The organism is Pseudomonas sp. PB3P13 (genome assembly GCF_054897735.1).
Map to the genome: position 1 here is coordinate 4161714 of NZ_CM142702.1, position 14981 is coordinate 4176694.

11 protein-coding genes and 1 pseudogene are annotated in these 14981 nt (G+C 59.8%); 11 read left to right on the forward strand and 1 reads right to left on the reverse strand.

The window, feature by feature from the left end:
* Positions 1 to 11 precede the first annotated feature (11 nt).
* The 6 genes and pseudogenes from ACYZT1_RS19165 (at position 12) to ACYZT1_RS19190 (ending at position 7596) form a co-directional block, all read left to right on the forward strand.
* Positions 12 to 2576: a TonB-dependent receptor gene (locus tag ACYZT1_RS19165; RefSeq protein ID WP_462016225.1), complete on the forward strand. Its 2565-nt coding sequence runs from the start codon at positions 12 to 14 to the stop codon at positions 2574 to 2576.
* 110 nt (positions 2577 to 2686) lie between these two features.
* Entirely contained in the window at positions 2687 to 3295 is a 609-nt protein-coding gene (locus tag ACYZT1_RS19170) for a biliverdin-producing heme oxygenase (RefSeq protein WP_462016226.1), read from the forward strand.
* Positions 3296 to 3409: 114 nt separating this feature from the next.
* Positions 3410 to 3796 carry a YbaN family protein gene (locus tag ACYZT1_RS19175; protein ID WP_462016227.1) on the forward strand — a complete coding sequence of 129 codons (387 nt, stop codon included), beginning with the start codon at positions 3410 to 3412 and terminating at the stop codon, positions 3794 to 3796.
* Between the two features lie 450 nt (positions 3797 to 4246).
* Positions 4247 to 5254: pseudogene (locus tag ACYZT1_RS19180) on the forward strand (methyl-accepting chemotaxis protein); the annotation flags it as partial.
* 102 nt (positions 5255 to 5356) lie between these two features.
* A complete protein-coding gene (locus tag ACYZT1_RS19185) occupies positions 5357 to 6112 on the forward strand; it encodes a methyl-accepting chemotaxis protein (protein WP_462019284.1) in 756 nt (251 codons plus the stop codon).
* A 152-nt stretch (positions 6113 to 6264) separates the two neighbouring features.
* The gene (locus tag ACYZT1_RS19190) at positions 6265 to 7596 is read left to right on the forward strand and encodes a CoA transferase (RefSeq protein WP_462016228.1); all 1332 of its coding nucleotides are present in this window, start codon (positions 6265 to 6267) and stop codon (positions 7594 to 7596) included.
* 229 nt (positions 7597 to 7825) lie between these two features.
* On the opposite strand, the gene arcD (ACYZT1_RS19195) is transcribed toward ACYZT1_RS19190, so the two are convergent.
* Positions 7826 to 9253, reverse strand: a complete 1428-nt coding sequence (arcD, locus tag ACYZT1_RS19195) for an arginine-ornithine antiporter (protein WP_462016229.1) — start codon at positions 9251 to 9253, stop codon at positions 7826 to 7828.
* Between the two features lie 428 nt (positions 9254 to 9681).
* On the opposite strand from arcD (ACYZT1_RS19195), the gene arcD (ACYZT1_RS19200) reads away from it, so the two are divergent.
* The 5 genes from arcD (ACYZT1_RS19200) (at position 9682) to ACYZT1_RS19220 (ending at position 14969) form a co-directional block, all read left to right on the forward strand.
* Positions 9682 to 11109, forward strand: coding sequence for an arginine-ornithine antiporter (gene arcD, locus ACYZT1_RS19200; RefSeq protein WP_462016230.1), 1428 nt, complete (start codon positions 9682 to 9684; stop codon positions 11107 to 11109).
* A gap of 32 nt (positions 11110 to 11141) precedes the next feature.
* Positions 11142 to 12398 carry an arginine deiminase gene (gene arcA / locus ACYZT1_RS19205; RefSeq protein WP_462016231.1) on the forward strand — a complete coding sequence of 419 codons (1257 nt, stop codon included), beginning with the start codon at positions 11142 to 11144 and terminating at the stop codon, positions 12396 to 12398.
* A 65-nt stretch (positions 12399 to 12463) separates the two neighbouring features.
* A complete protein-coding gene (locus tag ACYZT1_RS19210) occupies positions 12464 to 13474 on the forward strand; it encodes an ornithine carbamoyltransferase (protein ID WP_462016232.1) in 1011 nt (336 codons plus the stop codon).
* A gap of 190 nt (positions 13475 to 13664) precedes the next feature.
* Entirely contained in the window at positions 13665 to 14594 is a 930-nt protein-coding gene (arcC, locus tag ACYZT1_RS19215; protein ID WP_462016233.1) for a carbamate kinase, read from the forward strand.
* 12 nt (positions 14595 to 14606) lie between these two features.
* Complete coding sequence (locus tag ACYZT1_RS19220; RefSeq protein WP_462016234.1) at positions 14607 to 14969, forward strand: DUF5064 family protein; 363 nt, start codon at positions 14607 to 14609, stop codon at positions 14967 to 14969.
* The last annotated feature ends 12 nt before the right edge of the window (positions 14970 to 14981 follow it).

Here is a 14981-nt window from a genome sequence, read left to right on the forward strand (position 1 = left end):
GAGCGCTATCGATGTCCTCTCGCCTTACACGCCACTGCTCTTCACCTTCACGCGTATTGTCCCTGTTGACCGCCGCCATTCTGATGGCCGGCAGTGCATCGGCCATGGCCGCCACCGCCGCCGAGCAACCGAGCCGCAACATGGGCGACTATGCATTCGCCATTGCGCAGCAACCGCTGGTGTCGGCGCTCAACGCATTCACTGCCGTCACCGGTTGGCAAGTCGGCTTGCCGGCCGAACTGGCTGAAGGCGTAGCCTCGCCGGGAGTACGGGGTTCGTTGCCGCCGGAAAAAGCCCTGGAGCGCCTGTTGGTGGGGACCAACCTGAGCTATCGCAAACTGGGCAATAACAACATCGTGCTGGAAAAGCGCAGCACCAGCGGCGCCCTCAATCTGCAACAGGTCACCATCAGCGCCACCCGACAGGAACAGGACGTGGTCAGCGTGCCGAGCACTGTCACCGTACACACTCGCGAAGAGCTGGACCGCAACAACGTCAATAGCATCAAGGATCTGGTGCGTTACGAGCCCGGCGTTTCGGTAGGGGGTTCCGGTCAGCGCAGCGGCCTCACCGGTTACAACATCCGCGGCATCGACGGTGACCGCGTGTTGACTCAGGTGGATGGGGTGCAAGTGCCCGATGGTTTCTTCAATGGTCCGTATGCCCAGACCAACCGCAACTATGTCGATCCGGAAATCGTCAAGCGCGTGGAAATCCTCCGCGGCCCGGCTTCGGTGCTGTACGGCAGCAGCGCCATCGGCGGCGCAGTCAGCTACTACACCCTGGACCCTGACGACATCATCAAACCCGGCAAGGACGTCGGCGCACGCCTGAAAACCGGCTACAGCTCGGCCGATGACAGCTGGCTGACCTCGGGCACTGTGGCCGGCCGCACCGGCGAGTTCGACGGCCTGCTGCACCTGAGCCAGCGCAATGGTCATGAAACAGAGTCCTATGGCGAAACCGGTGGCACCGGGCTGAACCGCTCCGAGGCTAACCCCGAGGACGTGCGCACCACCAACGTTCTGGCCAAACTGGGCTGGAACTACGCCGACGACTCGCGCTTCGGGCTGACTTACGAGCACTACAAGGATGACCGCGACACCAACCAGCTGAGCGCGGTCGGCGGTCCATTCAACGCGGGGAGCGGTTTCGGTTTCTATAAATCGCGTACCGGCAATGACACCATCACCCGTGAGCGCTTCGGTCTGGAGCACAGCTTCGGCCTGGACAGCGCTTTGGCCGATCACATCAAATGGACGCTGAACTACCAGATCGCCAAGACCGACCAGAGCACCGAGGAAATCTATGCGCCATCGCGCACGGTGCTGCGTACCCGCGAAACCACCTATAAGGATCGCCAATGGGTGTTCGATGCCCAGGCCGACAAGTCGTTCGCCATCGCCGACACCGACCACCGCGTCACCTATGGCACCACCCTCAAACAGAACAAAGTCACCGGCCTGCGTACCGGCAGCGGCACATGCCTGACCGTGGCCGGCAGTTGTCGCACCATCGGCGCCGCCAGCGCCGCCGACACCCTGACCCCGGCCAGCGATTTCCCGGACCCGACCATCAACACCTACAGCCTGTTCGCCCAGGATGAGATCAGCTGGAACAACTGGACCTTCCTGCCCGGCGCACGCTATGACTACACCCAGCTCAAGCCGCACATCACCGACGAATTCCTGGCCACCGCCGACCAGAGCGGTAACGGCGTGATCAGCGACGACAGCAAGACCTGGCATCGTCTGTCACCCAAATTCGGCACCACCTACAGTTTCAACGACAACTACACCTGGTATGGCCAGTACGCTGAAGGCTTCCGTACGCCGACCGCCAAAGCCTTGTATGGCCGCTTCGAAAACACGTCCGGCGGCTATCACGTCGAGCCCAATCCCGACCTGAAACCGGAAAAGAGCAAGAGCTATGAAACCGGCCTGCGCGGCCAGTTCGAAGCGGGCACCTTCGATGTGGCGGTGTTCTACAACAAATACCGCGACTTCATCAATGAGAATGCCATCACCCCCGGTTACACCGAGCTCACGTTCCAGAGCAACAACATCAAACACGCCACCATCAAGGGCCTCGAACTCAAAGGTCGTTTGAACCTGGACAACTTCGGTGCGCCGCATGGTCTCTACACGCAAGGCTCGGTGGCCTACCTGCAGGGTCGCAACGATGACAACGGCGAGCCGCTTAACAGCATCAATCCACTGACCGGCGTGTTCGGCCTGGGTTATGACCAGGACACCTACGGCGGCCTGTTGAGCTGGACCCTGGTCAAACGCAAAACCCGGGTCGACAGCAGCAGCTTCAACACCCCGGATGGCACCAGCACCCAGTTCAAGACCCCGGGCTATGGCGTGCTCGACCTGGCGGGATTCTACAAAGTGACCGACGATCTGACCCTCAACGCTGGCCTGTACAACCTGACCGACAAGAAGTACTGGCAGTGGGATGACGTGCGCGGTTACGACAACGTCGGCGAAGCTTCGGTGACGCAACCGGCCAACCTTGATCGCCTGACCCAACCGGGTCGTAACTTCTCGGTCAATCTGGTCTGGGATATCTGACCCGGTGGGTCCTCCCTGCGCTCTCTCACCGGAGCGCGGGGATTTTTTTACTGTGTGGCGCCGCCCCGTTCGTCTCGTTACCAAGCGCCTCTTTTTCTCAAGGACTTCTCATGACTTCCCAGCACACTGCTCAACGCCCTGCACTGCGTTCGCAACGTTTGAACCTGATCACTCACGAACCTCACACCAAACTCGATGCGTTGGTCAAAGCCCACGCACCATTCGAAACCCAGGCCAACTTCGCGCGTTTCGTGGTCGCCCAGTATTTGTTCCAGTCGGAACTGGTGTCGTTGTACGACGATATCGAATTGATCGCCATCGTGCCGGACTTGCCAGCCCGTTGTCGCGCTGAAGCGGCCAAGGCTGACCTGGCGGATCTGGAAACCGAAGTGCCGGAGCCGGTTGCCGGCGCCGTGACCCGCCCAACCAAAGCCGAGGCCCTGGGCTGGTTGTTTGTTTCGGAAGGCTCGAAGCTCGGTGCGGCTTTCCTGATCAAGCGTGCGGTGGGTCTTGGCTTGAGCGAAACCTTTGGCGCTCGTCACCTCGCCGAACCGGCCGGTGGCCGCGCTGAAGGCTGGAAAAGCTTCGTCAAGACGCTCGATGGACTGGCGTTCAGCGCGCAAGAAGAAGCCGAGCTGGATAAAGGCGCAATCGATGCGTTCAACCGTTTCACCGTTCTGCTGGAACAGGCGTACTCGACCGCAGCCGAACCTGCCTGATCACACCGCACCTGTGAGCGAGGCTTGCCCGCGAAGAAGGCACCTCGGACTTTCAGACAGACCGCGTTATCGTTCTTCGCGGGCAAGCCTCGCTCCTACAAGTTACAACGCCTTATGACTCGCACACCCCTGGCTCGAATCCTCTTCGCCCTGCTGGCTTACGTCAGCCTGGGCATCGGCCTGATTGCCATCGTCGTTCCTGGCTTGCCAACGACCGAATTCATCCTGCTGGCCGCTTGGGCCGCGACCAAAAGCTCGCCGCGCCTGAGTGCCTGGCTGGAAAACCACCGGCTGTTGGGGCCGATCCTGCATAACTGGCGCAACGGTAAAATCATCGCTCGTCGCGCCAAGGTCAGCGCCACCGTCAGCATGCTGCTGTGCGCGGGGTTGATGCTGGGAATGCTGGGTCATGGGTGGCCGATCTATCTGGCGATTGCGGGCATGAGTGTGGGCAATATTTGGTTGTGGTCGCGCCCGGAATCGTTGCCGAAAACCTCCTGAATTCTTGTTCTTTTCAGGGCATTGTCCTGCGCAAACGTTCACCTGTTGCCGTTCGTCGGCTGGCATTCATGCAACCTGCGCCCACGCCGATGTGCCTTGAATGGCGCTGAATGGATTTGGCAAACCGGGTCGACTTCGACTCACAGCCAACACCTCATCCATTCGCGAGTTCGCCCCATGTTCGACTCTCTCTCCATCCGCCTGAAAATCGTTCTGTTGTCCGGGCTATGCCTGCTGGGCGTGGTCGTTCTGATCGTCGGCATGAACATTTACCAGACCAACCAGAACGACCAGTTGGTTAGCGCCTCCAGTAGCAAAATGCTGACTGCCAGCGTGCAGGATTTGCTTGAAGCCAAGGCCGCCGAACAAGCGGTGCGGGTGCAGCAGACTTTTGGCGAAAGTTTGCTGGTGGTCACCGCGCTGGCGGACCAGATCAAGGACTTGCGCACCATGGCCGCCAAGCGCTCGCTTGAAGCCGGCGCGGTGCGCGAAGAACTCAACCAGAACCTGAAAACCGCATTCGAGCGAAACACCAAAGTGCTGGGCATCTGGCTGGCGTTCGAACCCAACGGTCTGGACGGCAGGGACAGCGAGTTCGCCAATGATGAGGCGCGCCAGTCCAACGAAGCAGGCCGCTTCGCCAGTTACTGGAGCCGCGCCGGCGGGGCCGGGATCAACACGATCATGGTCGAAGACGACATGACCAAAACCACCCTCAGCCTCAGCGGCACACCCTACAACAGCTGGTACACCTGCCCTCGCGACAGCAAGCGCACCTGCCTGCTGGACCCGTATGCCGACACGGTTGCCGGCAAGGAAATGCTCATGACGACCATTTCCGTACCGCTGCTGGTGGACGGCAAGTCCATTGGCGTGGTCGGCGTGGACATCGCCCTCGACGCACTGCAGGCCGCGGCCGTCAATTCCCAGCGCGATCTGTTCAACAACGCCGGGCATATGCTGATCGTCTCTGGCAGCGGCGTGCTGGCCGGGTACAGTAATGACGCCAGCAAAGTCGGGAAAACTATCGCTGACACACTGGGGGCTGACGGTAAGGATGTCCTGCAATTGCTCGGTGCGGGCATGCCAAAAATCCTTGAACAGGGTGATTTGATTCGTGCGGTTTATCCGGTCCGTCCGATTACCGATTCCAAGGCCTGGGCCGTGGTGATCGACCTGCCCAGGCACGTGCTGCTGGCAGACTCGGTCAAGTTGCAGGAAGTGCTTGATGACGCTCAGCAGAGCGGCACGGTGATGGCGGTGGCCGTTGCGGTGGCAGCCGGGCTGATCGGTTTATTGCTGATCTGGCTGACCGCGACAGGCGTGACCCGGCCGATCAACAGCGTGGCCGAGATGCTCAAGGCGATTGCGAGCGGCGACGGCGACCTGACCCAGCGCTTGCAGTACAGCAAAAAGGACGAACTCGGCGAACTGGTCAGCTGGTTCAACCGCTTCCTCGACAAGCTGCAACCGACCATCGCGCAGATCAAGCAAAGCATCACCGATGCGCGCGGCACCGCCGATCAGTCTTCGGAAATTGCTCGCCAGACCAGTGAAGGCATGCAAGTGCAGTTTCGCGAAATCGATCAGGTCGCCACCGCGTCCAATGAAATGAGCGCCACCGCGCACGACGTTGCCAACAGCGCGTCGAATGCCGCCAACGCCGCCAAGGGCGCCGACCAGTCCGCCCGCGACGGCATGTCGATCATCGAGCGCAGCACCCGCGACATCAATCAACTGGCCGACGAAGTCAGTAAAGCAGTGGGTGAAGTCGAAGCACTGGCGGTCAACAGCGAGCAGATCGGCTCGGTGCTGGAAGTGATCCGCAGCATCGCCGAGCAAACCAACCTGCTCGCACTCAACGCGGCAATCGAAGCGGCTCGCGCCGGTGAAAGCGGCCGTGGTTTTGCGGTGGTCGCCGACGAGGTACGCAACCTGGCCAAACGCACGCAGGATTCGGTGGAAGAGATTCGCATCGTCATCGAACGCATCCAGACCGGGACACGCGGCGTCGTGGCCACCATGCACTCAAGCCAGACCCAGGCGCACAGCAACGCCGGGCAGATTCAGCAAGCGGTGCAAGCCTTGAGCAAAATCAGCGATGCGGTCACCGTGATCAGCGACATGAACCTGCAGATCGCCAGCGCCGCCGAACAGCAAAGCGCAGTCGCCGAAGAGGTCAACCGCAACGTTTCGGCCATCCGCACCGTGACCGAAACCCTGACCGGGCAAGCGACTGAATCGGCGCAGATCAGCAGCCACCTCAATGCCCTGGCCAATCAGCAGATGAAATTGATGGATCAGTTCCGGGTGTAAAGCTCACCGCAGATCCCTGTGGGAGAGGGCTTGCTCGCGAAAGCGGTGTATCATTCAGAAGCTGATGGTCCCTTCGCGAGCAAGCCCACAGCTTTCATTCTGCCTGTCACTTCTTTTGATCTATGCTCGAGCCCTCTCCCGGAGGGCCTTCGATGACTGATCTACTCACGCCCATCCAAGCCGCACTCGGCTTGCCGAACACCCAGACCCCGTTCACCTCGCATGGCGCCCTGCCCTCGGCGTTCGCCGTCACGGAGCTTGCGTGCGCCAGCATTGCCGCCGCCGGTCAAGCTGTCGGGCAATGGCTGCTGCAACACACCGGCCGCTTGCCCGGCCTGGAAGTCGACCGTCGCCTGGCATCGTTCTGGTTCGCTACCTCGATCCGCCCAGTCGGTTGGACTGTGCCGCCTTTGTGGGACCCGATCGCCGGTGACTACGCAACCAAGGATGGCTGGATTCGCCTGCACACCAACGCGCCGCACCATCGCGCGGCGGCCGAGACGGTGCTGGGCGCCTGTGCCGATCGTGCGGCCATGGCCAGCAGCGTGGCGCAATGGGAGAAAACCGCGTTGGAGGACGCCGTGGTCGCGGCGGGAGGTTGCGCCGCACAAATGCGCACATGGGCGCAGTGGCAGGCGCATCCGCAAGGACTGGCCGTGAATGCCGAGCCGCTGATCCAGTTCGCCGGCAACGGCAGTCAGCACGGCAAACCCTGGCGAGGTTCGGTGGCGCAACCGCTCGCCGGGATCCGGGTCCTCGATTTGACCCGAGTGCTTGCCGGCCCGGTCGCCAGTCGTTTTCTGGCGGGGCTCGGTGCCGACGTTTTGCGCATCGATCCGCCGACCTGGAATGAGCCCGGCGTGGTGCCCGAAGTCACTTTGGGCAAACGCTGCGCGCGCCTCGATCTACATCAACCCGCCGACCGGGTGGTGTTTGAAAGCCTGCTCAAGGATGCCGACATTTTGCTGCACGGCTATCGAGCGGATGCCCTTGAGCGCTTGGGTTATGGCCCCGCCGAACGGCAAAACCTGGCGCCCGGCCTGATCGATGTAAGCCTGAACGCTTACGGCTGGTGCGGCCCGTGGCGCCATCGTCGAGGGTTCGACAGCCTGGTGCAAATGAGCAGCGGCATTGCTGAAGCAGGCATGCAGTGGAAAAACGCTGACAAGCCGACGCCGTTGCCCTTGCAAGCGCTTGACCACGCAACCGGGTATTTGATGGCTGCTGCGGCGATCAGATTGCTGGGCAGCGCAGGCTCGGCGCGGTTGTCTTTGGCGCGCACGGCGAAGCTGTTGATCGAGGGCGGCGCCGGGACTGAGGAGTCGTTACGGCCCGAGGATGCACACGATCAAGGCGTTTTGGTGGAGCAGACGCCATGGGGACCGGCGCATCGCTTGAATGTACCGCTGAAAATCAGCGGGACGCCGTTGCAGTGGACGCTGGCGTCCTGTGAATTGGGTTCCCATCGCGCTCAGTGGTGGTGACTGTTCTGCCGCCCTCGCGAGCAAGCCTCGCTCCCACATTGGTTGACCGCGTGTAACCGCAGCCACTGGGTCGCTGCAGGAGCGAGCGGTTCAGCGCTCCGACTTGCCCGCGAAGAGGCAGCATTGCCCACCTGATTCACCGCGCCATACACAAAACCCTGTGGGAGCAGGGGCTTGCCCGCGAAAAGGTCGGCGTTACCGACGTAAGTTCTGGATCAGTCCACAGCTTTCACAACGTCAACAACCCGCTGTACAACCCATAAGCCGCCAACCCTGCCCCCGCAAGCACGCAGGCAAAAATCCCCTTTTCGATACGCGTGAACAGCGGCAGGCCCTGCTCACGTTTTGCCTTGGCAAACAGAATCACCCCCGGCGCGTACAACAACGCCGACAGCAACAAATATTTCACCCCGCCGGCATACAGCAGCCACACCGCGTAAACCAGCGCAATGCCGCCAATCATCAGGTCCTTGGTGCGTTCCGCCGAGGCATGCTCATACGTTTCGCCGCGTCCGCTCAGCAACACCGCATACGCCGCCGACCACAAATACGGCACCAGAATCATCGAGGATGCCAGGTAGATCAGGCTGGTGTAAGTGCCGGCAGAAAACAGCGTGATCAGCAGAAATATCTGGATCATCACATTGGTCAGCCACAACGCATTGATCGGCACATGATTGGCGTTTTCCTTGGTCAGGAACGCTGGCATAGTTTTGTCCTTCGCGGTGGCGAAGAGGATTTCAGCGCACAGCAGCGCCCACGACAGCAGCGCGCCAAGCAACGAAACCGCCAGGCCCACGCTGATCAGCAAAGCGCCCCAAGGGCCGACGATATGTTCCAGCACCCCGGCCAGTGACGGGTTCTGCAATTTGGCCAGTTCCGGCTGACTCATGATCCCCAGCGACAACACATTCACTAACACCAGCAGCGCCAACACTCCGAGAAAACCGATCACGGTTGCCCGACCGACGTCGCTGCGTTTTTCCGCTCGGGCCGAATAGACACTGGCGCCTTCGATGCCGATGAACACGAACACCGTGACCAGCATCATGTGGCGCACCTGTTCCATCACGCTGCCAAAATCCGGGTTGCTGCGGCCCCAGATGTCCCTCGTGAAAATATCAGCCTTGAACGCCACAGCGGCGATCACGATAAAGATGATCAGCGGCACAATTTTCGCCACGGTGGTGACCTGATTGATGAACGCCGCTTCCTTGATCCCGCGCATCACCAGAAAATGCACGGCCCACAGCAACACCGACGCGCAACCGATGGCGATCGGTGTGTTGCCCTGACCGAAGACCGGAAAGAAATACCCGAGCGTGCTGAACAACAGAACGAAATACCCGACATTGCCCAGCCAGGCACTGATCCAGTAACCCCACGCCGACGAAAACCCCATGTAATCGCCGAACCCGGCCTTGGCATAAGCGTACACACCGGAGTCCAGCTCGGGTTTGCGATTGGCCAGGGTCTGGAAGACAAAGGCCAGGGTCAGCATGCCCACCGCGGTGATCGCCCAGCCAATCAAAATCGCGCCGACGTCGGCCCGGGCCGCCATGTTCTGCGGCAGGGAAAATATCCCGCCGCCAATCATCGAGCCCACGACCAGAGCGATCAGCGCACCCAGCTTCAGTTTGTGCGTCGGTTGCGGCATGCCTGCTTTTCCTTTTTCGGTGCGACCCGCGCCGCAATAACTGTCACATCAATATCTTTAACTTAGGCGAACTAGCAATAACGTTCACTGAAGATCCTCAATCTTTATAGCCGAGCCTTCTATGCAGAGCATCAGTAATAACAGGCTAAAGCAAACGTAAATAAGTTATTCCATCTACGCATCATCGGCAAAAAAATTTGCGTAAAGCGCAAAACCAACTAGCGTAAGTACTCCGAGCAATGCGAAGCGTTCCTGTCTGGTCGCATAAGGCCTCTAGACAGCGCCTTTGCAGCAATGCCGACAGGCTCGCGGAAACCCTTAAGTCTTTCAATAACAATGGAATGTGCCCATGCACTGATCTAAGTCAGCTGATTGATTAGCTAACAGAATTACTCTGTTGTCTCTCTTCTCCTGCACGGAGTCATGCAATGTCTGAATCCCCCGGAAAACTGAAACTCGGCGCATTGGTCGCGCTGGTGGTCGGCTCGATGATTGGTGGCGGGATCTTCTCTTTGCCGCAAAACATGGCCGCCAGCGCCGATGTCGGCGCGGTGCTGATCGGCTGGGCCATCACGGCAGTCGGCATGCTGACCCTCGCGTTCGTGTTCCAGACCCTGGCCAATCGCAAGCCCGATCTGGACGGCGGGGTCTATGCCTACGCCAAGGCCGGTTTCGGCGATTACATGGGTTTCTCGTCTGCGTGGGGTTACTGGATCAGTGCCTGGCTGGGCAACGTCGGTTACTTCGTGCTGCTGTTCAGCACCCTCGGTTACTTCTTCCCGATATTTGGGGAGGGGAACACGCCTGCCGCGGTCATCGGCGCTTCGCTGCTGTTGTGGGCCGTGCATTTTCTGGTGCTGCGCGGGATCAAGGAAGCGGCGTTCATCAACCTCGTGACCACGGTCGCCAAGATCGTGCCGCTGGTGCTGTTCGTGCTGATCGCGATTTTCGCCTTCAAACTGGAAATCTTCACCGCTGATATCTGGGGGGTGAAAAACCCTGATCTGGGCAGCGTGATGAACCAGGTGCGCAACATGATGCTGGTCACCGTCTGGGTGTTCATCGGTATCGAAGGCGCGAGCATTTTCTCGTCCCGGGCGGAAAAGCGCAGCGATGTCGGCAAGGCCACCGTAATCGGTTTCATCACCGTGCTGCTGTTCCTGATGCTGGTGAACGTTCTGTCACTGGGCATCATGACCCAGCCGGAACTGGCCAAATTGCAGAACCCGTCGATGGCCGCCGTGCTGGAGCATGTGGTCGGGCATTGGGGTGCGGTGTTGATCAGCGTCGGCCTGATCATTTCCCTGCTGGGCGCGTTGCTGTCGTGGGTGCTGCTGTGTGCGGAGATCATGTTCGCCGCCGCGAAAGACCACACCATGCCGGCGTTCCTGCGCAAGGAAAACGCCAACCATGTGCCGGTCAATGCCTTGTGGCTGACCAACGCGATGGTTCAGCTTTTCCTGATTATCACGTTGTTTTCGGCCAGTACTTACCTGTCGCTGATCTACCTCGCCACCTCGATGATTCTGGTGCCGTACCTGTGGTCGGCGGCTTACGCCCTGCTGCTGGCGGTGCGTGGCGAGAGTTATGAAAACGCTGTGGCCGAACGCAAGAAAGACTTGTTGATCGGTGGTATAGCCCTGATCTACGCGCTCTGGCTGCTGTACGCCGGCGGTGTCAAATACCTGCTGCTGTCGGCGTTGTTGTATGCGCCCGGCGCAATCCTGTTTGCCAAGGCCAAGCTTGAAGTCAACAAACCGGTTTTCACCAACGTCGAGAAGCTGATTTTTGCCGCAGTCGTCATAGGCGCTCTGGTGGCGGCTTACGGACTCTACGACGGCTTCCTGACCCTGTAACACCCGACTTGTTCATCTGGAGGATCACTGTAATGACCACGGAAAAAGTGAAGTACGGCGTACATTCCGAAGCCGGCAAACTGCGCAAAGTCATGGTTTGCTCCCCAGGCCTGGCCCACCAGCGGCTGACTCCCAACAACTGTGACGAACTGCTGTTCGACGATGTTCTCTGGGTTGCCCAGGCCAAACGCGACCATTTCGACTTCGTTACCAAAATGCGTGAACGCGGGATCGACGTGCTGGAAATGCACAACCTGCTGACTGACATCGTCGCGACCCCTGAAGCACTGGACTGGATTCTGGAGCGCAAGGTCACCGCCGATTCGGTGGGCCTGGGTTTAATCAACGAAGTGAAGTCATGGTTGCGCAGTCTCGAGCCGCGGCATATCGCCGAGTTCCTGATCGGTGGCGTGTCGGCCGATGATCTGCCGGACAGTTTCGGCGGCAAGACCATCCAGATGTTCCGCGACTTCCTGGGCCACTCCAGCTTCATCCTGCCGCCGCTGCCCAACACCCAGTTCACCCGCGACACCACTTGCTGGATCTACGGTGGCGTAACGCTGAACCCGATGTACTGGCCGGCGCGTCGTCAGGAAACCTTGCTGGCGACCGCCATCTACAAATTCCACCCGCAGTTCACCGGCGCCGAATTCGACATCTGGTACGGCGACCCGGACAAAGACCACGGCAGCTCGACCCTTGAAGGCGGCGACGTGATGCCGATCGGCAACGGCGTGGTGTTGATCGGTATGGGCGAGCGTTCATCGCGCCAGGCCATCGGCCAATTGGCCTTGAACCTGTTCAAGAACAAAGCTGTGGAACGGGTGATCGTGGCCGGTCTGCCGAAGTCCCGCGCGGCGATGCACCTGGACACCGTGTTCAGTTTCTGCGACCGCGACCTGGTGACGATCTTTCCGGAGGTGGTCAACCAGATCGTCGCGTTCACCCTGCGACCTGATGAGAGCAAACAGGGAGGTATCGACATTCGCCGCGAAGAAACCAGCTTCCTCGACACCGTGGCCGCCGCGCTTGACCTCAAAGCGCTGCGCGTGGTGGAAACCGGCGGCAACAGCTTCGCCGCCGAACGCGAGCAATGGGACGACGGCAATAACGTGGTGGCGGTGGAGCCCGGCGTGGTCATCGGTTACGACCGCAACACTTACACCAACACCCTGCTGCGCAAGGCCGGCGTGGAAGTCATCACCATCAGCGCCGGCGAACTCGGCCGCGGCCGTGGCGGCGGCCATTGCATGACCTGCCCGATCATTCGCGATCCTGTCGATTACTAAGCGACCATCCCGGCGGCCCATACCCGTGGCCGCCGGGCCGATTACCGAATCCAAGGAGAATCATCATGGCGTTCAATATCCACAACCGTAATTTGCTCAGCCTCGAACATCACACGCCTCGTGAGCTGCGCTACCTGCTTGATCTGTCCCGCGACCTCAAGCGTGCCAAATACACCGGCACCGAACAGCAACATCTCAAAGGCAACAACATCGCGCTGATCTTCGAAAAGACTTCGACCCGCACCCGCTGCGCCTTCGAAGTCGCGGCCTATGACCAGGGCGCGAACGTCACTTACATCGATCCGAACTCCTCGCAGATTGGCCACAAGGAAAGCATGAAGGACACCGCCCGGGTGCTTGGGCGCATGTACGATGCTATCGAATACCGCGGGTTCAAGCAGGAAATCGTCGAGGAGCTGGCGAAGTTCGCCGGGGTGCCGGTGTTCAACGGCCTGACCGACGAATACCACCCGACGCAAATGATCGCCGATGTGCTGACCATGCGTGAGCATGCCGACAAGCCGATCCACGAGATCAGCTACGCCTACCTGGGCGATGCGCGCAACAACATGGGCAATTCTTTGCTGCTGATCGGCGCCAAGCTGGGCATGGATGTGCGCATCTGCGCGCCCAAAGCCCTGTGGCCGCTGGATGATCTGGTCGCACGGTGCAAGCAATACGCCGAAGAAAGCGGTGCGCGCATCACCCTCACCGAAGACCCGCAAGCGGCAGTTAAAGGCGTGGACTTCATTCACACCGATGTCTGGGTGTCGATGGGCGAACCGGTCGAAGCCTGGGCCGAACGTATCCAGCAGTTGCTGCCGTATCAGGTCAACGCCGAACTGATGAAAGCCACCGGCAACCCGCGCACCAAGTTCATGCATTGCTTGCCGGCCTTTCATAACAGCGAGACCAAGATCGGCAAACAGATCGCCGAGCAATACCCGCACCTGACCAACGGCATCGAGGTGACCGACGACGTGTTCGAGTCCCCGGCGTGCATCGCCTTCGAGCAAGCGGAAAATCGCATGCACACCATCAAGGCGATCCTGGTCTCGACGCTGGCTGATCTCTGAGGACCGACACGACTCTCCCGGTTGGAACCAGCCCCTCTGTGGGAGTGAGCCTGCTCGCGATAGCGGAGTAACAGTCAACATCACCGTTGAATGTGAAAGGGTCATCGCGAGCAGGCTCACTCCCACACTGATCGGGTTCAAGCAGGGAGATCGAGTTGCTCGCAACATCTTTGTTTAAAAGGACTGCATTATGCGTATCGTCGTCGCCCTGGGCGGTAACGCCCTGCTCCGCCGTGGTGAACCCATGACCGCGGACAATCAACGCGCCAACATCCGCGTCGCCACTGAACAAATTGCCCGGATCCACCCCGGCAACGAACTCGTCATCGCTCATGGCAATGGCCCACAGGTTGGGCTGCTGTCGCTGCAAGCGGCGGCCTACACGTCAGTTTCACCTTACCCGCTGGACGTGCTCGGTGCCGAAACCGAAGGCATGATCGGCTACATCATCGAACAGGAACTGGGCAATCTGCTGGATTTCGAAGTGCCGTTCGCCACCCTGCTCACCCAAGTGGAAGTCGACGCCAACGACCCGGCCTTCCAGAACCCGACCAAACCGATCGGCCCGGTGTACGGCAAAGTCGAAGCAGAGAAACTCGCCGCCGAGAAAGGCTGGGCGATTGCCCCGGACGGCGATAAATTCCGCCGCGTGGTCGCCAGCCCGAGACCGAAACGCATTTTCGAAATTCGTCCGATCAAATGGCTGCTGGAAAAAGGCAGCATTGTCATTTGTGCCGGCGGCGGCGGCATCCCGACGATGTATGGCCCCCACGGCAAACTGCAAGGCGTGGAGGCGGTGATCGACAAGGATCTGTGCTCGGCGCTGCTGGCCGAACAGCTGGATGCCGATTTGCTGGTGATCGCCACCGACGTCAACGCGGCTTTCATCGACTTCGGCAAACCGACGCAGAAAGCCATCGGCCAGGCGCACCCGGACGAAATGGAAAAACTCGGCTTCGCTGCCGGCTCCATGGGACCCAAGGTGCAAGCGGCCTGCGAATTCGCCCGCCATACTGGAAAAACCGCGGTGATCGGTTCACTCTCGGACATCCAAACGATCGTCCAGGGCACGGCCGGCACGCGTATCAGCACGGCGAAACCTGGTATTACTTACCTGTAAGGAGAGACGTCAATGGCAACGTTCGAGCCAGGACATCTGCACATCGAGCGTCATGCGCTGACCCCCGATGATGTCAACTACAATGTGCACCTGGACTATGAGGTCATGCAGGATCCCAAGGAAGGTAAAGGGATACTGTTCACCATCCATGGCAGCATGCAGGGGAAGGACATGAAGGAGACCTTCTTTCTGCCCAAAGCCGAGGCTTATAACTTTGCCAATAACGTAACAAAAATCGCCGAGAAGTACGGCATCCCAAAGACTCATAGCCAGATCGGCTCTGTTCACAAACATTACGATTTGATGTTTGAAGACATTCGAAAGAAGTTGGACATGAAGTCCGGCGACCCGGTAAATCTGGAGAACTTCGAATAACTTCTGCAAAAG